This is a genomic window from Methylobacillus sp. DLP286 (assembly GCF_056636515.1).
In genome coordinates, this window is record NZ_CM153145.1 from 2458984 (window position 1) to 2477799 (window position 18816).

Sequence of the window (18816 nt, forward strand, 5' to 3'; positions counted from 1 at the left end):
AGTTGATTTCCTTAGAAGAACGCGCAAAGCGCATCAAGATTGCAGTGTTTGACGTTGACGGTGTCCTGACCAATGGCGGCTTGATGCTGGGGGATGACGGGCTGGAATACAAGGTGTTCCATTCCCAGGACGGCCTGGGAATGAAGATGCTCAAGCATACCGGCGTCCGCATGGCCTATATCACCGGCCGCAAGTCCAACGTGGTGGTGAAGCGCGCCGAGAATACCGGCGTGCAGATCATCTACCAGGGCATAGACGACAAGCTCGAGGCGTTCAACGACTTGCTCGAGAAGCAGGGAGTGTCCGCCGAGGAGTGTCTGTTCATGGGGGACGACGTGATCGACATTCCGCCCATGCGCCGCGCCGGGCTGGCGATTACCGTGCCGCACGCGATGCCGCTGGTGAAGGAGTATGCCCATTACACCACAGAGCGCCAGGCCGGATTCGGCGCCGTGCGCGAAGTCTGCGAACTGCTCATGAAGGCGCAAGGCACCTTCGATGCGCAAATGGCGCGTTATTTAAAGTAAATACGAGATATGCAAGGACGTAGCAATACCATCCTGTTTCCGCTTGCCGTACTCGGGCTGCTGGCCCTGATTACGCTGTGGATCGACCGCACGGTGCAGCCGCCGGAGCTGCGCGTGGATGGGACGACGCGTCACGACCCCGATTACATCCTGAACAATTTCGTCACGACCAAGACGGATGCGACAGGGTCGATCAGCCACATCCTCAAGGCTTCTGAAATGCGGCATTACCCGGACGACGATACTACCGAGCTGGAAAACCCGCATTTCACCCAGTTTGGGGTGGGCAAGCCCACCACGACGATAGAGGGCAAGCGCGGACATGTGTCCAGCAAGGGCGATGTCGTGGAGTTCCGCGATGATGTGCGCGTGGTGCGGCCGGCGTTCGGCGACCGGCAAGAAATGACGCTGACGACGGAATATCTGCGCGTGGAACCGGATAGCGAGATTGCATCGACCGACCAGCCTGTGGTGATTACCCAGGGGCCGAAAAGCGTGGTGCGCGCGGTCGGGATGGTCTATGACAAGAAAAACCAGACCATCCAGCTCAACAAGCGGGTGCGCAGCCATTATGAGCGTCCGGCCGCCGGCAAGCGCACGAGCAGCAAGCCAAAAGCGGCAAGCAAGACCAAGCAGGCGGCAGCCAAGCCTGCGGCTTCCAAGAACAGCAAGACGACATCCGGTAACAGCAACAATGCCAAGCAGCCCACTAAAACCAAGTAGAACGACATTCTTCAGCGGAGACCCTATGCGCAACCTGCGTTATTCATTATTGCTTGCCATGTTGGCCGGCATGCTGTCTGCAACGGCACATGCCGAAAAGGCCGACCGGGAAAAGCCGATCGAGCTGGAGGCCGACTCCGTGCAGGTCAATGATGCCAAGAAGACCAGCACCTATACCGGCAACGTCATCCTGACCCAGGGCACGCTGGTGATCCGCGGCGACAGGCTGATCGTGCGCGAGGACAAGGAGGGATTCCAGCACAGCACGTCCTACGGCAATCCCACCACCTTTAGGCAGAAGCGCGACGGCAAGAACGAATACATGGAGGGCAGCGCCCAGCGGATAGAGTATGATGGACGCATGGACAAGGTGCAGCTGTTTACCAAGGCATGGGTCAAGCGCGGCGAGGATATCGTGCATGGGGACTACATCATGTATGACGCCAATGCCGAATATGCGGAAGTCATCAGCGGCGGCTCGCAAGCGGCGACACCTGCAACACCCACTGGCCGAGTGCGTGCCATTATCCAGCCCAAGAAGAAACCCGCGGCAGAAACTCCCTGAGCTCGATGGCTATTGGAGGGCCTGTGCTTGATGCAGGCCGAAGCAACTGCGCTTTATAGAGACGGCATCGATAGATATTGCATAAATGAGTGAATTGATCGTAGAAAGCTTACGCAAGAAATACAAGTCGCGCACCGTGGTGCAGGATATTTCCCTGCAGCTCAACAGCGGCGAGGTGGTCGGGCTGCTCGGGCCGAACGGCGCGGGCAAGACCACTAGTTTCTACATGATGGTGGGCCTGGTGCCACTCGATGGCGGACGCATATTGCTGGACGGCAAGGACCTGAGCCGGATGCCCATCCACCAGCGCGCGCGCATGGGCCTGGCCTATCTGCCGCAGGAGCCGTCGATCTTCCGCAAGATGACCGTCACGGAAAACATCCAGGCTATCCTTGAATTGCAGAACATGACGGCCGAGCAGCAGAAGGAACAGCTTGAATCCCTGCTGCAGGAGCTCCATATCACCCATATACGCAACAGCATGGCGGTGAGCCTGTCCGGCGGCGAGCGCCGCCGGGTGGAAATCGCCCGATGTCTGGCGACCAACCCCAGCTTCATCCTGCTGGACGAGCCGTTTGCCGGGATCGACCCGATTGCCGTGCTGGACATCCAGAAGATCGTACGTTTCCTGACCGAGCGCAATATCGGGGTGCTGATCACGGACCATAATGTCCGTGAAACATTGGGCATATGCGATCGCGCCTACATCGTGAATGAAGGCCGCGTATTCGCATCGGGGAAGCCCAGCGAGATCATACATAACGAAAGTGTAAGAGAAGTTTACTTGGGCAAGGATTTCCGCCTGTAGTCAACGCAGAATTAGAGAGATGAAACAAAGCCTACAGCTAAAATTTTCCCAAAACCTGGCATTGACGCCGCAGTTGCAGCAGTCGATCAAGCTGTTGCAGCTGTCTTCACAGGAACTCAACCAGGAGCTGGAGTCGCTGCTGCAGGCCAACCCCTTGCTGGAGCGCGTAGACGGCCCGGACGGCGCTGCCGAAATGTCCGAAAGCTACAGCCCTGCTCCGGATGCCGCAGTCGCCGCCCCCGCCAGCGAGGCGCCTGCGCCAGCCAGCGAGGAGTTGCCGCGCGTTGACGAATTCGGCGGCGGGGACGACTACTTCGAATCTTTCCAGGGCAGCAACCGCTGGGAGGAAGGCGGCGCCAACAATGACGACGACAACGACTTCAGCTTCCAGGAAGCGGTCAACCTCACCCTGCGCGAGCACCTGTTGAGTCAGATCAAGCTGTTGCCGCTGTCCGAGCGCGACCAGACCCTGGCGATGGTGCTGGTGGACGCCATCAACGACGACGGCTACCTCGAGCAGTCGCTGGAAGAACTGGCCGAGCTGCTGCCGGAAGAGCTCGAAATCGACCTGCTCGAACTCGAAACCGCGCTCAAGCATATCCAGAACCTGGATCCCCCTGGTATTGGCGCCCGCAACCTTGCGGAGTGCTTGGCATTGCAACTGCGCGCCCTGCCCGCAGAAACGCCTTTTGTTGATCTGGCGATCAAGGTTGCAGAGCAACACTTGCCTTTGCTGGCGAGCCGCGATTACACGCGCCTGCGCAAGCTGCTACATTGCGACGACGACGTCCTGAAAACGGTGCAGCAGCTGGTGACCCAGCTCAACCCGCGCCCGGGCGGCGAGTTCAGCCATATCACCTCGGATCATTACATCCAGCACGAAATCGTGGTGAAGAAGGTCAAGGGTATTTGGATCGCCAGCCTCAATGACGAAGTGGTGCCCAAGCTGCGCATCAACCAGCTTTATGCCGGCATCCTGAAACGTAATCGCGATAGCTCCAGTCAATACCTCATGAGCCAGATGCAGGAAGCGAAATGGATGATCAAGAACATCCAGCAGCGTTTTTCCACCATCCTGCGCGTGTCGCAGGCGATTGTGGACAGGCAGCGCAACTTCTTCGAGCATGGCGAAGTCGCCATGCGTCCGCTGGTGCTGCGCGAGATCGCCGACGAGTTGGGCCTGCATGAATCCACCGTGTCGCGCGTGACGACGAGGAAGTACATGCTCACACCGCGCGGCGTGTACGAGTTGAAGTATTTCTTCGGCAGCCATGTTGCGACGGAGTCTGGCGGTGCTTGCTCCGCCACGGCGATCCGCGCGTTGATCAAGCAGATGGTGAGCGAGGAAAACCCGAAGAAGCCGCTGTCTGACAACCAGATTACCGACATCCTTGGCAAACAAGGCATAGTTGTTGCAAGAAGAACCATAGCGAAATACCGCGAGTCTCTACAGATACCCGCGGCCAACCAGCGCAAGTCGCTTTGATTTGCGCGTTTTCAAGTAAGGAGAGCGTTATGAATTTGCACCTGACAGGACATCACCTCGACGTTACCCCAGCCCTGCGCGAATATGTGCAGTCCAAGCTGGCCCGACTCAGCAATCACTTTGACCATGTGATTGACCTCAAGGTCACGCTGAGCGTGGAGAAACTGGTGCAAAAGGCGGAAGCCACCTTGCATGTGCCGGGCAACGACCTGCACGCGGAATGCGGGGCGGAAAGCATGTACAGCGCGATTGACTCGCTGGCGGACAAGCTGGACCGCCAGGTAGTGAAGCATAAGGAAAAAGTCAGCAACCACAACCAGGCATCCGGAGGTCTGAAGCACCAGGCGGTCGAGTAACCTCCTCGTGAAATGCTGCAAAAGAGTGCCAAGTCTGTTTTTCATGCATGGATTTGGCGCTCTTGCAGCATATCCTTCCGCTTGTTCATTCCCAAGGTATTAAGCACACATGGCTGAAATCAGTGTTACCCAGCTTTACAAGGATACGCGCCGCAAGCTCAAGCTGAAATGGGTAGCAGGGTTAGCCGGCGGCGATAACCCCCTGACCAGTGAAACCGTGACCAAGCCGTCCCTGGCGCTGGTTGGTCATCTGAATTTCGTGCATCCCAACCGCGTGCAGGTGCTGGGGTGCGCAGAGATGGATTATTTGCGCAGCCTCAAGGCGCGAGAATTGTTCCAGGCCATCAAAAACCTGTTCTCAGCCGACTTGGCGGCCATCATCGTGGCCAATGGCGAAGAAGCGCCGGACGAACTGGTGGCCGCCTCCGACGAGTTCAGCACCCCATTGTTTACCTCCCCGTTGCGCAGCCCCGGCCTCATGGATGTATTGAGCCACTATCTTGCCCAGGCCGTGGCGGTATCGGAAAGCCTGCACGGCGTGTTCATGGAAGTGCAGGGCTTCGGCCTCATGATCAAGGGCACCCCGGCGATCGGCAAGAGCGAGCTGGCGCTGGAGCTGATCTCGCGTGGGCACCGCCTGGTGGCGGATGATATCGTCGATTTCTACCGTATCGCCCCTGACCGGCTCGAAGGGCGTTGCCCGCCGTTGCTGCAGGATTTCCTCGAGGTGCGTGGATTGGGCGTACTCAATATCCGCGCCTTGTTCGGCGACAACGCCGTCAAGCCGACCAAGCCGCTCGACTTGATCGTGCAACTGGAAATGGCCGATACCATGGTGCCGCTGGACCGGCTCAAGATCAAATCCCAGCATGAAAAAATCCTTGAGGTCAAAATTCCCAAGGTCGTGATCCCGGTGGCCGCCGGGCGCAATATCGCCGTGCTGGTGGAGGTGGCCGTGCGCAACCACATGCTGCTGCTGCGCGGCATCAACGGCACTAAGCAGTTCATGCAGCGCCAGCACCGAGAAATGGCGCGTACTTCCCGGAAACTCAAGCCAGAGGCGGAATAGGCCATGCAGCTTGTGATCGTGACCGGTCTTTCGGGTTCAGGCAAGAGCATCGTACTCAAGATGCTGGAGGACAGCGGCTACTATTGCATCGACAACCTGCCTGCCACCTTGCTGCCCCAGGCTTCGGAGCACCTGAGCCAGGGCAACCACGAACGGGTGGCGATCAGCATCGATACCCGCAGCGCCTCGCTCGAGGCGCTGCCCGGCAACATCCGCAAGCTCAAGGGCGAGGGTATCGAAGTACAGGTGCTTTTCTTGGAGGCCAATGTCGAGACCCTGGTCAAGCGCTACAGCGAAACGCGCCGCCGCCATCCATTGAGCAGCGATACCAGCACCCTGGCGGAAAGCATCAGCCACGAGCGCCATTTGCTGGAGCCGTTGGTGGACCTGGGGTTGCGCATCGATACCAGCAGCCTCAGCGCCAACGCCTTGCGCAACTGGGTCAAGGAATTCGTGACGCAGAAGAACGGCGAACTGATCCTGCTGTTCTCTTCATTCGGCTTCAAGCATGGCATTCCGCTGGACGCGGATTACGTGTTTGACGTGCGTTGCCTGCCCAACCCCTATTATGATCTGGAGCTCAGGCCGCAGACGGGGCAAGACAAGCCTGTATGTGACTTTCTCGAATGTCACGACAGCGTGCACGGCATGTACGACGATATCCGTGGTTTTATCGAGCGCTGGCTACCCAGCTTCATTGCCGACAACCGCAGCTACCTGACCGTGGCGATCGGCTGCACGGGCGGCCAGCACCGTTCGGTCTATTTCGCAGAGCGCCTGGCCGCGCATTTCCGTCACCAGCAATACCGCGTGCTGGTACGGCATAGGTCACTGGAGAAAAACTAGGCTGGCGTCGCCAGCCGGAGAGCTCCTGAGGATACGGGATACAAAGCATGATAGGTATACTCATCATTGCCCACGGAACGCTGGGCGAAAGCCTGATTCACTGTGCAAGCCACGTCATGGGCTCGCGCCCGCCGTTATTGAGGCAGCTCGGCGTCGGCACGCATGACGACCCGGGCGGGCTGCTGCCGCAGGCCCAACAAATGATCAGGGAGCTGGACGAGGGGCAGGGGGTGCTGATACTTTCCGATATCTACGGGGCCACGCCCTGCAACCTAGTGACGAAGTTGCTGATCCCGGGCCATGTCGAGGGCGTAGCCGGGGTCAACCTGCCCATGCTGGTGCGGGCGCTCACCTACCGGCAGGGCAACGGCATCATGACCCTGGTGGAGAAATCCATCAGCGGCGGGCGTGACGGGGTGGTACATTTTTCCAAGGACGCATGTAAGCATCATGATTAAACAAGAAATAGAAATCATCAACAAACTGGGCTTGCACGCCCGCGCATCGACCAAGCTCACGCAGACTGCCAGCCAGCATGCCTGCGAAATCTGGATCGAGCGCAACGGTAGGCGGGTCAACGCCAAGAGCATCATGGGCGTGATGATGCTGGCGGCAAGCAAGGGGAGCAAAGTGACGCTCGAAACCAACGGCAGCGACGAGCAGGCCGCCATGGATGCCCTCGTGAAACTCATCAACGACCGTTTCGGCGAGCCGGAATAACCGTCCCGACCATGTTTTTCCTCCCCCCTCAGGAATAACCTTCCATGGCCCAGAGCAGCAAGGTCAGTTTCTCCATGCACGGCGTCGGCGTGTCGGGCGGCATCGCCATCGGCAACGCCCACCTCGTCACCAACGCCCTGGTCGAGGTGGTGCATTACCAGATCCCGAAAAAGGCGCTGGTCGCTGAAATCATCCGCTTCGAACAAGCGCTGGAGCGTGTCAGGCACGACCTGGAAGCGGTGCGCGAGCAGTTGCCGGCCAACGCGCCGGCCGAGCTGGCGGCCTTCATCAACACGCACTTGATGATCCTGGCCGACAAGCACTTGTCGGAAGAGCCCAAGGCCATCATCGAGCAGGAGCTGTGCAATGCCGAATGGGCATTGAAGCAGCAGATGCACGAGCTGGTGGCGCAATTCGAGCTGATCGAGGACGAATACCTGCGCGAGCGCAAGCAGGACGTGGTGCAGGTGGTGGAGCGCATCATTAAGGTCTTGCTTGGGCATCCCAGCGAGTCGGTGCGCCCGGACGAAAGCGCGCAGATACTCGTGGCATACGACGTGTCGCCTGCCGACGCCATCCAGTTCAAGCACCACCAGTTTGCCGCGTTCATTACCGACGTGGGCGGCGCGACCTCGCATACCGCCATTCTCGCGCGTAGCCTGAGCATCCCGTCGATTGTGGCGCTGCACCGCGCTCGCGACTTGATCCGCGACGGCGAGCTCATCATCGTCGACGGCAACCATGGCATCGTCATCGTCAACCCGGATAAGGATACCCTGGCCGAATACCGCCTGCGCCAGGAGGAATGGGAGCTGGAGCAGCAAAAGCTCAAGCGCCTCAAGCTGACCAAGGCGGTGACCCTGGACGGGGTTGAAGTCGAGCTGCACGCCAACATCGAAGTGCCTTCCGACGTCGCCAAGGCCAAGGCAGTGGGCGCTACCGGCATTGGTCTTTACAGAACCGAGTTCCTATTCATGAACCAGCGCGAGATGCCGGACGAGGAAGAACAGTTCGCGGCCTATCGCACGGTGGCGGAAATGATGAAGGGCATGCCGGTGACGATCCGCACCCTCGACCTGGGCGCCGACAAGCAGATGAACCCGGATGCCGCGCGCAGCTGCACCAATCCCGCGCTGGGTTTGCGCGCCATCCGCCTCTGCCTGTCCGAACCGCAGATTTTCCATACCCAGTTGCGCGCCATCCTGCGCGCATCGCATTACGGCAAGATCAAGATCCTGATTCCCATGCTGTCGTCGCTGCTGGAATTGAGGCAGACGACCATCTTGCTGGAACGCGCCAAGGAAAGCCTGCGCGCGGAAAACGTCCCGTTCGACGAAGGGATCAAGCTGGGCGGCATGATCGAGATTCCCGCAGCGGCTATCAATGCCGAGGCTTTTGCGCGCGAACTGGATTTCCTCTCCATAGGCACCAATGACCTGATCCAGTATTCATTGGCAATCGACCGTACCGACGACTCGGTATCGCATCTCTACAAGCCTTCGCATCCCGCCGTGCTCAAGCTGATCGAGATGACGATCAAGGCCGGCAACAAGCTGGGCAAGCCGGTATCGGTGTGCGGCGAAATGGCGGGCGACATCCATTTCACGCGGCTATTGCTCAGCATGGGCTTGCGCCAGTTCTCCATGCACCCGTCGCACGTGCTGACCATCAAGCGCCAGGTGCTGCAGACCGAGCTGCAGGCCATTGCCGCGCTGGCACGCAAGATCATGAACGCCTACGATATGGACAAGATCGAACCTTTGCTGGAAAAACTCAATCAGTAGTCCATATACTGCTGTTTCGGCCATTCATTTCTGAGGGGAATTCCACCATGAGCAACCTGATTCCAGTTCCCAGCGCGGACGAAAAGAACATCGCCGTGGTCACCCATCTGGCGGGCACGGTGTTCAGCCTGTTTCCTGCACTTTTCGTCTGGCTGCTGAAAAAGGACAGCAGCCCCTTTATCGGCGAGCAAGCGCGCGAAGCGCTGAATTTCCAGATCACCCTCTTGATAGGGTATGCCATCAGCTCCATATTGATGGTGATACTCGTCGGTTTCGTACTGGCTGGCATCCTCTGGATCGCCAACCTCATCCTGTGCGTGCTGGCCGCCATTGCCGCGAGCCAGGGGCAGGAATACCGCTACCCGTTTACATTGCGATTGATTAGTTAAGGATTCCAAGTGAGCATTGCCAACAACCCATTGCTGGATTTTTCCAGCCTGCCCCAATTCGACCAAGTCAAGGCCGAGCACGTCACCCCCGCCGTAGACCACTTGCTGGAAAAGGGCAAGGCACTGGTCGAAACGCTGGTGGCGGAAGCCGCGCCGCCTACCTGGGAAAGCTTCGTGCGGCCGCTGGAAGATTTCGAAGAGCAGATCTCGCGCGCCTGGTCGCAAGTCGGCCACCTCAATGCCGTCGTCAACAGCCCCGAACTGCGCGAAGCCTACAACGAGAACCTGCCCAAGCTGACCGCGTTCTATGCCGACCTCTCGCAGGATGAGCGCCTGTACGCCAAATTCCGCGCCTTGCGTGCCAGCGCCGATTACGGCAAGCTCAACACCGCCCAGCGCAAGATTGTCGATAACGAACTGCGCGATTTCCGCCTCGGCGGCGCTGAATTGCCTGAAGACAAAAAGGCGCGCTTCAAGGCGATTCAGGAAGAGCTTTCCACCCTGGCCGCCAAGTTCGAGGAAAACCTGCTCGACACCACCAACGACTACGCCTTGTTCATCGAGGACGAAGCCCAATTGAAAGGCATCCCGCAAGACGTCTTGCAGGCTGCGGCCGAAGCCGCCAAGGCCGATGAAAAAACCGGCTGGAAATTCACCCTGCACTTCCCTTCCTACATGCCGGTGCTGCAATACGGCGACAACCGCGAGCTGCGCGAGACGCTCTACCGTGCCTACGCGACCCGCGCCTCAGAGTTCGGCAAGCCGGAGTGGGACAACACCGGGATCATCAGCAAACTCCTCACGCTGCGCCATGAGGCCGCCGTGTTGCTGGGCTACAGCAACTATGCCGAAACCTCGCTCGCCACCAAGATGGCGGAAACCCCGGCCCAGGTGGAAGAGTTCCTCAACAACCTCGCCAAGCGCGCCAAGCCCTTCGCCGAGCGCGACATGCAGGAACTCAATCAATATGCCGCCGAGAAACTGGGCTTGCCCGAGCTGCAAGCCTGGGATATCGCCTACGCCTCCGAGAAACTGCGCGAGGAAAAGTACGCGTTCTCCGACCAGGAAGTGAAGCAATACTTCCCCGAACAGCAAGTGCTGCAAGGCCTGTTCAAGGTCACCGAGACCATCTTCGGCCTGCAGGTGCGCAAGAAGCAAGCGCCGGTCTGGCACAAGGACGTCAGTTTCTACGAAATCACTACCCCGGCAGGCGAGCCGGTCGGTCAGTTCTACCTCGACCTCTACGCGCGCAACAACAAGCGCGGCGGCGCCTGGATGGACGAAGCCATCACCCGCCGCAGGAAGAACCACGGCGTCGAAATTCCCGTGGCCTACCTCACCTGCAACTTCTCCGCGCCGGTCGGCGGCAAACCCGCCCTATTCACGCATGACGAAGTTATCACCATGTTCCACGAGTTTGGCCACGGCCTGCACCATATGCTGACCCGCGTCGAGGATTACGGCGTGTCAGGCATCAAGGGCGTGGAATGGGATGCCGTGGAACTGCCCAGCCAGTTCATGGAAAACTTCTGCTGGGAGTGGGACGTGCTGCGCCACATGACCAAGCACGTCGATACCGGCGAACACTTGCCAAAAGCACTCTTCGATAAGATGGTCGCCGCCAAGAACTTCCAGGCCGGCATGCAGACCGTGCGCCAAATCGAGTTCTCCCTGTTCGACATGCGCCTGCATTCCGATTTCAGCGAATACGACACCACCACCGCGCTCACGCTCATTGAGGCCATTCGCGACGAAGTCGCCGTGGTGCGTCCGCCCAAGTGGAATCGCTTCCCCAACAACTTCTCGCACATCTTCGCGGGCGGCTATGCGGCCGGCTATTACAGCTACAAATGGGCGGAAGTGCTTTCTGCCGATGCCTACAGCATGTTCGAGGAAAACGGCGTGCTTTCCGCGGAAACCGGCAAGCGCTTCTGGAACGAGATACTGGCGCAAGGCGGCTCACGCCCTGCGCTGGAATCGTTCATCGCGTTCAGGGGCAGGGAGCCGAGCATTGATGCTTTGCTGCGGCACAACGGGATGACGGTTTAATATGTTTATGGCGCAATGCCTAATGGGTATTGCGCCTTACAAGCTGGAGCGAAAAAAATGCTAATTTACCGTGGACCTAGTAGTATGAATCGGCCAGAGTTTAATAGACACTTTTTAGCCTCATAATACTCACAGAGGAGAGCATTATGAGCACGGTCCGATTTACAGAAGAATTCAAACTCGAAGCGGTGAAACAAATCACCGAGCACCAGCGTCCGGTGGCCGATGTGGCCAAGCGGCTTGGTGTATCGACCCACAGCCTGTATGCATGGGTCAAGCGGTACAGCAAGTCGGCACCGCAGCGTGAGCAAGATTGCAGTGAGGCCGCTGAGCTTCGACGCCTGCGTGCTGAGGTAAAACGTCTGACCGAAGAGCGCGACATATTAAAAAAAGCCGCCGCGTACTTTGCCAAGGAGTCCGGATAAAGTACGCGTTCATTGAGCAATATGCGACTCAATATCCCGTGCGCAGGCTCTGTAAAGTGCTCGAGGTTCACCCCAGCGGCTATTACGCCTGGAGGCGCAATCCCTATAGCCAGCGCCATCATGAAGACCTGCGCTTGCTGGAGCTGATGAAGCCCTCCTGGCTTGAGAGTGGCCGAGTGTACGGGTATCGTAAAGTGCACCACGACTTGCTGGCCCTGGGAGAATCCTGTAGCCGGCATCGTGTCGCGCGGTTGATGCGTAGCCGTGGCTGGCGTGCCCAGGTTGGCTATCGTCGCCGTCCCGGATTCCATAGTGGTGCCGTGCATAACGTGGCGGCCAACATCCTGGACCGTCAATTTAATGTGGCCGCGCCCAATATCGCATGGGTAACTGATATTACCTACATCCGCACGCATGAAGGCTGGCTCTATCTGGCTGTGGTTGTCGACCTGTTCTCGCGCCAGGTAGTCGGATGGTCGATGGATGCCCGCATGAGTAAAGACGTGGTTCTACAAGCATTATTGGCAGCGGTCTGGCGGCGCAAACCCAAACAAAGCGTGATGGTGCATTCTGACCAGGGGAGCCAATTTACCAGCTACGAATGGGCCGCCTTTCTGGCTTCCCATAATTTACAACCCAGCATGAGCCGACGCGGAAACTGCCATGACAACGCTGTCGCAGAAAGCTTTTTTCAGTTGCTCAAGCGCGAACGCATCAGGCGCAGAATTTATCCCACCAGGGAGCTGGCACGCCAGGATATCTTTGACTACATCGAAATGTTCTACAACCCGATTCGTCGGCATAGTCACGCCGCGAACCTTTCCCCAGTAAACTACGAACGGCAATACTTTTCTGAGGCAACAAACTGTCTATAAAAGACTGGCCGATTCAGTCCGGTATTATCTGCGTGTGATTTATGACAAGTTGAATGTCAATAATAAGGCAGAAATGGCCACTTTGATCAGAAGCACGTCTTTCTCTGAATCACAGAAAATCTGGATGCAATCTTACCGGGTGATACAAAAAGCAAGCCAGCGGTCTGGCCGTTCGACGTTTAACCTGATTGGTACATCGATATAGCAATAGTGAGTGGATTTGCGTTAAGCTCTGTTCCTTATTTTTGGCAGGGTTGTGCATGGCGCTCAAATCTACAATATTTAAAGCCACTCTGCAGATCGCGGACATGGAGCGGCATTATTACCATGACCATGCGTTGACGTTGGCGCGTCATCCTTCCGAGACGGATGAACGCATGATGGTGCGCTTGCTCGCGTTTGCATTGCAAGCGCACGAGCTGCTGGCGTTTGGCCAGGGCATGACGGACGATGATGAAGCGGATATCTGGCGCAAGGATCTCACAGGCAAGATCGAGCAGTGGATTGATGTGGGATTGCCGGATGAAAGGTTGATCCGAAAAGCCTGCGGGCGCGCGGATGAAGTGCTGGTCTATGCCTATGGCGGACGCACGGCGGAGATGTGGTTCGAGCAGAACAGCAATGCGTTTGCGCGGCTCAGGAATCTGAGCGTGTTCAACTTGCCGCAGGAACAGACACAAGCACTGGCAGAGTTGGCGCAGCGCACCATGCAATTGCAGTGCACGATCCAGGACGGCCAGGTCTGGCTGAGCGACGGCGAGCGCAGTGTGGAATTGCAGTGCGACAAGTGGAAGTAGCCATCTCCACTTTTCATCCGTCTGCAATTGCGTCCTTAATCAGTCATGCCTTGGCAAAGCTGCCCTGTTCCGCATCGTCCAACACTTTCAGCAAATCCGCCCCTTTCAGCGCCAGGGCGTAACCCAGCACGCCGCTGCCTATCACCACGGTTTCATAATCCTTCACGCTGTTGTCCACCAACACCTTGAGCCCCTCTGGCAGGGCGACCGGCGGCACGGCGCCGACGACATAGCCGGTCGCCTCGGGCACTTCGTCATATTCCGCCATGCGCAGTTTGCGCTCGTTGAGGTGGTTGCGGAGGATCGCCCAGTCGGCACGGCCGCCGCCAGCAACGGCGAGCAGGATGAACTGGTCCGAGCCGGTGCGGAACAGCACGCTGCGCACCACCGATTTAGGGTCCAGCCCCTGGCCTTCCAATAGTTCTTCCAGGTTGCGCACCGGTTTCTTGTCTTCACTTAGCGGGATTTCAATGACAGTGAACGGGACGGACTGGGCGTTCAGGAGGTTGGTGACGGGAGAGGTAAATGTTGTAGTCATTGGGTGCCTTGGCAATAAAATGAATATCCAGCTTAGATCATACTGTTGATGCCACGTGAATTGAATCGCTTCTTGCTGCTTAACAAGTGATACTATAGTGATACTTTTAATGTTGGAGATCTTGGAATGAAAGTCGAATTGGTGACCAACCTGAAACGCCAGGCTACCAAGATTCTCGCAGATTTGCATGCGTCGAAGGAAGCGGTGCTGATCACGGAGCATGGGCAGCCGTCTGCGTATCTGGTGGATGTGCAGGATTACGAGTTCATGCAACGCAGGCTGGCATTGCTGGAGGCGCTGGCCAAGGGTGAGCGGGCCGTGCTTGAGCAACGCACTTTGACGCACGAGCAAGCCAGGGACCGTATGCAAAAATGGCTGAAATAATCTGGACGTCTCCGGCATTGGATCAACTGGATGAAATTGCCGAATATATTGCGCTGGATAAACCTGACGCGGCACGCAAGCTGGTAGGGAATGTATTCGACAGCGCAGAGAAGCTGGCGCAGTTTCCCCAGTCTGGCCGGGTGCCGCCTGAATTGCCCGATTCGGTCTATCGTGAAGTCGTATGCCCGCCTTGCCGGGTTTTTTACCGCCAAGAGCGTGGTACGGTCTTGATTTTGCACGTCATGCGCGAAGAAAGGCAATTGCGCCAATATTGGCTGGAGCATCAGGAATGAATTGGTGCTTGTTGATGGCGGCGTGGCTGATGGTTTTCATGCAGGGCGTTGCACATGCAGCCGTGGAAGAGGCCGTCGTGCAATTGCAAACCGCCAACGGCGTTCTCGAGGGAACATTGCTGGTGCCCGAGGCGAAACGCGGCATGCCGGTGGTTCTCCTGGTGGCAGGGTCTGGCCCGACAGACAGGAACGGCAACCAGCCCGGCCTGCATCACAATGCCTTATTGCAGCTATCCGGCGCGTTGGCGCAATACGGGATTGCGAGTTTGCGCTACGACAAGCGCGGCGTGGGCCGGAGCATGAGTGCCGCGCCCAGGGAAGAGGATTTGCGTTTTGAGCAATATGCCGCCGATGCGCGGGACTGGGTGAAATGGCTTGCGCGGGACAAGCGCTTCGGCAATGTGACCGTGATCGGCCACAGCGAGGGGTCGCTGCTCGGCATGCTGGCTGCGCGGCAGGCCAAGGTGGCGAACTTCGTTTCCATTGCCGGCCCGGGCCGGCCCGCTGACCAATTGCTGCAGATGCAATTGGCTACCCAGCCTGCCGAGATACAGTCCATGGCGTTGCCTGTGATCGAGAGGCTGAAGCAGGGCAAGACGGCAGACCTGGTGAATCCCGCCCTGCAGGCATTGTTCCGGCCCAGCGTGCAGCCGTACCTGATTTCGTGGTTCAAGTACGATCCCGCCAAGGAGATCGCCAAGTTGAAGATGCCGGTGCTGGTGGTGCAGGGGACGGCGGATATCCAGGTGGAGGAAGAGGATGCATGGTTATTGGGAGCTGCTAACCAAAGGGCGACAGTGGTTTCGATTGATGGCATGAACCACATTTTCAAGAAGTCCGTGCCGGACAGGGCGCAGAACTGGAATACCTACACCCAGCCAGAGCTGCCTGTCATGCCGGAGTTGATTGCGATACTGGCTAAGTTCATCCGCCAGGGCGGCAAGCTGGATTAGCAATAACGCTGGAGCACACCACTATGTGGGACGAACGATACGATACCGAGGCTTATGCCTACGGCAAGACCGCGAATACTTTCCTCGCGGCGCATTTCCGCGCCATTCCCCAGGGCAAGGTACTGAGCATTGCCGAGGGGGAGGGGCGCAATGCGGTATTCCTTGCCAGGCAGGGATATGCCGTGACGGCGATGGACGGTTCCGCCGTCGGGCTGGAAAAGGCGAGGAAGCTCGCCAGGGAGAATGGCGTCGCGATTGAATGCATCCATGCCGACCTCGCCAGTTTCGACTTCGGCGAGCAGCAATGGGACGGCATCGTCTCGATTTTCTGTCCCATGCCGTCGGGCTTGAAGGCCGTCGTCTTCCCCAAGATCGTCAAGGGGCTGAAGCCCGGCGGGGTATTCCTGCTGGAGGCCTATACGCCGGAGCAGTTGGAGTACGGCACCGGCGGCGGCAAGGACGCGGACGCCATGATGACGCAAGCTATACTGAGCCACGCATTGCATGGATTCAGCTTCGATTGGCTGCAAGAAGTGGAACGCGAGGTGGTGGAGGGCGCTTACCATACCGGACTGGCCTCGGTGGTGCAGGCGATAGCAGTCAAGCCAACCATATAGATGAAAGAACAAGTTGCCATGTTGAAGGTGATCGCCGAGGATTTTATCAAGCTGGAATACATTGACGTGGTAGCGCCGCTGTATGCGGAGCTGGTCGAGAAGACCCGGCAGGAACCGTTATGCATTGCGTACGACCTGTTCACCGACCAGAAAGACCCTGGGCATTTCATTTTTGTAGAGGAGTGGCCTGACCAGGCGGCGTTGGACATTCATTGCCAGACCGAGCATTTCCGACGGCTGGTGCCGGCCATCAACCAATACCGGCGGCAGGAAGGGATATTCCTGCTCATGGATGCGTTCGCAAGATAGCGCGTCCATAACCAGCCTATGAGCCAGCGTTCCGTCCCGGACGAGAAATCCGGCCTGCATCCGCGTAACCGGCACCGCCAGCGCTACAATTTTGCGTTGCTGGTCGAAGCCCATCCTGCCCTGGCAGCATTTGTCAGGCTTAATCAATATCAGGATGCCAGCATCGACTTTGCCGACGCGCAGGCGGTCAAGACCCTGAACCAGGCCTTGCTCAAGCATTATTACGGCATTGCGGAATGGGACATCCCGCCGCAATTCCTTTGTCCGCCGGTTCCCGGCCGGGCGGATTACGTGCATTGCCTGGCGGACCTGCTGGCCGCAGGCAATGATGGGAACATTCCGTATGGCGGTAACGTCAGGGTGATGGATATCGGCACAGGCGCCAACCTGGTGTATCCCATCGTCGGGCAAAGGGAGTACGGCTGGCATTTCGTCGGCACCGACATCAATGCCGAGGCGCTGGAAAATGCGCAAGGGATCGTGGCCGCCAATCCCAGCCTTGCCGGGGCGGTCGAATTGCGCTTGCAGCCCAATGCAGGGGCGGTTTTCTCCGGGGTGGTGCAAGGAAATGAGCGTTTCGACCTGACCATGTGCAATCCGCCGTTCCATGCATCCCAGGCGGCAGCCATGGCGGGGACGCAGCGCAAGTGGCATAACCTGGAGCGCAGCCGCGGCAAGCCCGCGGACAAAGGCATGAAACCAGCCAGGGCAGGCAATAAGCTCAATTTTGGCGGACAGGCCGCCGAGCTGTATTGCGAAGGCGGCGAAGAGGCGTTCATCAGCCGCATGGTCAAGGAGAGCGCAGCGATTGGCGCGCAATGCCTGTGGTTTACCACGCTGGTATCCAAGGTCGCGACGTTGCCGGCGGTATACCGCAGCCTGAGGGCGGCGGGTGCTTGCAAGGTGAAGACAATCGAGATGGCGCAAGGGCAGAAGAAAAGCCGTTTCGTTGCCTGGACGTTTCACGACAAAGCCAGCCAGCGCGCATGGAACCGCGAGCATTGGTAGACGGTGTCACCATAATTTACTAGAACGGCTAATAAAACTCTCCTGGCGTTGTTGCCCTGCCTTGTCGTACTCATTGTACTGCCTGCGGCAGAGCGCCTAGCCAGGAACGCTTCGCTGAGTTTTGTTAGCCGTTCTAAGCCATGCGGCTGATCGTATTGCGGAAACGCGTCAGCGAGACGATGAACAGCACGGTGCCGATCAGCAGCAGCGCCAGGAAGGAGCCCCACACCACATCCAGCCCGGAGCCGCGGAATAGTATCGCTTGGCCCAGTTCCACGAAGTGGGTGGTCGGCGCCAGCAGCATGATGTTCTGCACGAATTCCGGCATGCTTTCGCGCGGCGTGAGGCCACCGGAAAGCATTTGCAACGGCAGCAGGGTCAGGATCATCAGCATGCCGAACTGCGGCATGTTGCGCGCCAGCGTCGCCATGAAGATGCCCATCGAGGTAGTGGCGAACAGGTGCAGGGTGGCCCCGAGCAGGAACAGGCCGATCGAGCCCTGGATGGGCACCTGCAGCAAGCCTTCGACGACGAACACCAAGGAGCAAGTCGAGGCCACCAGCACCACCAGCGCCATGGACCAGACCTTGGCCAGCATGATCTCGGTCGGCGTGACCGGCATGACCAATAAGTGTTCGATGGTGCCATGCTCGCGCTCGCGGATCAGCGCCGCGCCGGTGAGGATGATGGAGAGCATGGTGATGTTGTTGATGATTTCGTTCATGGCGCCGAACCATGCCTGGATCAGGCTGGGGTTGAAGCGCATGCGCAGCGCCAGCTCGACCGGGAGTTCGGTTGCGCTGCGGTAGCGTTGCACGAATTCGTTGACCTCGGTGAGCACGATTTCCTGGATATAGCGGTTGCCGGAAAAGGCCTGCGACATGCGGGTGGCGTCGACGTTGAGCTGCAGCGCGGGCGATTTGCCGGCCAGCACGTCGCGCTGGAAATCGGGCGGGATATGCAGGGCGAACGTGTAGTCGCCGGCATCCATGCCCGGGTCGATCTGGCTTTGCGTGATCAGCGGCGGCGTGGAAAAGTGCGGCGGGTAGAACGCGGAGATGATGCGCGCGGACAAGGGCGAGGCGTCCTCGTCGACGATAGCGATCGGGGCTTTGTGCAGGGTTTCCGGCACCGCGGTGGCCGAGCTGTAGATCATGAGCGTGAAGGTGTAGCCGATCAGCACCAGCATGATCGGGTCGCGGATCAGGCTCCAGAGCTCTTTGACACCCAGCCGGTAGATGTTGGCTAGATGGCGCATGGGGCAATGTTCTCGAATGGAGTCGGGCGGCATCTCA

23 protein-coding genes are annotated in these 18816 nt (G+C 58.4%); 21 read left to right on the forward strand and 2 right to left on the reverse strand.

The features are described 5' to 3' along the window. Window positions 1–2: 2 nt before the first annotated feature. The 15 genes from ACWXTG_RS11700 (at window position 3) to ACWXTG_RS11770 (ending at window position 13419) form a co-directional block, all read left to right on the forward strand. Entirely contained in the window at window positions 3–527 is a 525-nt protein-coding gene (locus ACWXTG_RS11700) for a KdsC family phosphatase (RefSeq protein ID WP_480219993.1), read from the forward strand. A 9-nt stretch (window positions 528–536) separates the two neighbouring features. Beyond that, a complete protein-coding gene (gene lptC / locus ACWXTG_RS11705; protein WP_407994470.1) occupies window positions 537–1250 on the forward strand; it encodes an LPS export ABC transporter periplasmic protein LptC in 714 nt (237 codons plus the stop codon). Between the two features lie 58 nt (window positions 1251–1308). Beyond that, window positions 1309–1815: a lipopolysaccharide transport periplasmic protein LptA gene (lptA, locus tag ACWXTG_RS11710; RefSeq protein ID WP_309566944.1), complete on the forward strand. Its 507-nt coding sequence runs from the start codon at window positions 1309–1311 to the stop codon at window positions 1813–1815. A gap of 85 nt (window positions 1816–1900) precedes the next feature. Continuing rightward, a complete protein-coding gene (gene lptB, locus ACWXTG_RS11715) occupies window positions 1901–2623 on the forward strand; it encodes an LPS export ABC transporter ATP-binding protein (RefSeq protein ID WP_407997662.1) in 723 nt (240 codons plus the stop codon). Between the two features lie 19 nt (window positions 2624–2642). Further along, window positions 2643–4109 (forward strand): RNA polymerase factor sigma-54, encoded by a 1467-nt coding sequence (locus tag ACWXTG_RS11720; protein ID WP_309566888.1) that lies wholly within the window; start codon window positions 2643–2645, stop codon window positions 4107–4109. Window positions 4110–4138: 29 nt separating this feature from the next. Further along, on the forward strand, window positions 4139–4465 hold the full coding sequence (gene hpf, locus ACWXTG_RS11725; protein WP_309566889.1) for a ribosome hibernation-promoting factor, HPF/YfiA family: 327 nt from the start codon (window positions 4139–4141) through the stop codon (window positions 4463–4465). Between the two features lie 109 nt (window positions 4466–4574). Beyond that, window positions 4575–5534, forward strand: a complete 960-nt coding sequence (gene hprK / locus ACWXTG_RS11730) for an HPr(Ser) kinase/phosphatase (RefSeq protein ID WP_309566890.1) — start codon at window positions 4575–4577, stop codon at window positions 5532–5534. A gap of 3 nt (window positions 5535–5537) precedes the next feature. Next, window positions 5538–6380, forward strand: coding sequence for an RNase adapter RapZ (gene rapZ, locus ACWXTG_RS11735; protein ID WP_309566891.1), 843 nt, complete (start codon window positions 5538–5540; stop codon window positions 6378–6380). Between the two features lie 47 nt (window positions 6381–6427). Beyond that, window positions 6428–6838, forward strand: a complete 411-nt coding sequence (locus tag ACWXTG_RS11740; protein ID WP_309566892.1) for a PTS sugar transporter subunit IIA — start codon at window positions 6428–6430, stop codon at window positions 6836–6838. After that, window positions 6831–7100 (forward strand): HPr family phosphocarrier protein, encoded by a 270-nt coding sequence (locus ACWXTG_RS11745; RefSeq protein ID WP_309566893.1) that lies wholly within the window; start codon window positions 6831–6833, stop codon window positions 7098–7100. Before ACWXTG_RS11740 ends, ACWXTG_RS11745 begins: the two co-directional genes overlap by 8 nt. A 44-nt stretch (window positions 7101–7144) precedes the next feature. After that, a complete protein-coding gene (gene ptsP / locus ACWXTG_RS11750) occupies window positions 7145–8884 on the forward strand; it encodes a phosphoenolpyruvate--protein phosphotransferase (protein WP_407997660.1) in 1740 nt (579 codons plus the stop codon). A 47-nt stretch (window positions 8885–8931) separates the two neighbouring features. Next, complete coding sequence (locus tag ACWXTG_RS11755) at window positions 8932–9273, forward strand: DUF4870 domain-containing protein (protein ID WP_309566895.1); 342 nt, start codon at window positions 8932–8934, stop codon at window positions 9271–9273. Window positions 9274–9282: 9 nt separating this feature from the next. Continuing rightward, window positions 9283–11322 carry a M3 family metallopeptidase gene (locus tag ACWXTG_RS11760; protein ID WP_480219994.1) on the forward strand — a complete coding sequence of 680 codons (2040 nt, stop codon included), beginning with the start codon at window positions 9283–9285 and terminating at the stop codon, window positions 11320–11322. Between the two features lie 146 nt (window positions 11323–11468). After that, a protein-coding gene (locus ACWXTG_RS11765; RefSeq protein WP_480219770.1) for an IS3 family transposase occupies window positions 11469–12622 on the forward strand; the annotation gives its coding sequence in 2 pieces (ribosomal slippage) (window positions 11469–11703 and window positions 11703–12622; 1155 coding nt in all). 260 nt (window positions 12623–12882) lie between these two features. After that, window positions 12883–13419, forward strand: a complete 537-nt coding sequence (locus ACWXTG_RS11770; protein ID WP_480219995.1) for a YaeQ family protein — start codon at window positions 12883–12885, stop codon at window positions 13417–13419. Between the two features lie 43 nt (window positions 13420–13462). Here the strand turns inward: ACWXTG_RS11770 and ACWXTG_RS11775 are convergent, their stop codons facing one another. Beyond that, window positions 13463–13957 carry an aminoacyl-tRNA deacylase gene (locus ACWXTG_RS11775; protein ID WP_480219996.1) on the reverse strand — a complete coding sequence of 165 codons (495 nt, stop codon included), beginning with the start codon at window positions 13955–13957 and terminating at the stop codon, window positions 13463–13465. 126 nt (window positions 13958–14083) lie between these two features. Here ACWXTG_RS11775 and ACWXTG_RS11780 point away from each other — a divergent pair, with 126 nt between their 5' ends. From ACWXTG_RS11780 to rlmF, 6 genes are read left to right on the forward strand one after another with little or no spacing between them, the layout of a single operon-like run. Further along, complete coding sequence (locus ACWXTG_RS11780) at window positions 14084–14341, forward strand: type II toxin-antitoxin system Phd/YefM family antitoxin (RefSeq protein WP_309566918.1); 258 nt, start codon at window positions 14084–14086, stop codon at window positions 14339–14341. After that, a complete protein-coding gene (locus tag ACWXTG_RS11785; protein ID WP_480219997.1) occupies window positions 14329–14634 on the forward strand; it encodes a type II toxin-antitoxin system RelE/ParE family toxin in 306 nt (101 codons plus the stop codon). Before ACWXTG_RS11780 ends, ACWXTG_RS11785 begins: the two co-directional genes overlap by 13 nt. A gap of 29 nt (window positions 14635–14663) precedes the next feature. Continuing rightward, the gene (locus ACWXTG_RS11790) at window positions 14664–15587 is read left to right on the forward strand and encodes an alpha/beta hydrolase (RefSeq protein ID WP_480219998.1); all 924 of its coding nucleotides are present in this window, start codon (window positions 14664–14666) and stop codon (window positions 15585–15587) included. Window positions 15588–15610: 23 nt separating this feature from the next. Further along, on the forward strand, window positions 15611–16204 hold the full coding sequence (locus ACWXTG_RS11795) for a class I SAM-dependent methyltransferase (RefSeq protein WP_480219999.1): 594 nt from the start codon (window positions 15611–15613) through the stop codon (window positions 16202–16204). Continuing rightward, complete coding sequence (locus ACWXTG_RS11800; RefSeq protein ID WP_480220000.1) at window positions 16205–16513, forward strand: putative quinol monooxygenase; 309 nt, start codon at window positions 16205–16207, stop codon at window positions 16511–16513. Window positions 16514–16531: 18 nt separating this feature from the next. Then, the gene (gene rlmF / locus ACWXTG_RS11805; RefSeq protein ID WP_480220001.1) at window positions 16532–17521 is read left to right on the forward strand and encodes a 23S rRNA (adenine(1618)-N(6))-methyltransferase RlmF; all 990 of its coding nucleotides are present in this window, start codon (window positions 16532–16534) and stop codon (window positions 17519–17521) included. 133 nt (window positions 17522–17654) lie between these two features. On the opposite strand, the gene ACWXTG_RS11810 is transcribed toward rlmF, so the two are convergent. After that, window positions 17655–18779, reverse strand: coding sequence for an ABC transporter permease (locus ACWXTG_RS11810; protein ID WP_480220002.1), 1125 nt, complete (start codon window positions 18777–18779; stop codon window positions 17655–17657). Window positions 18780–18816 lie beyond the last annotated feature (37 nt).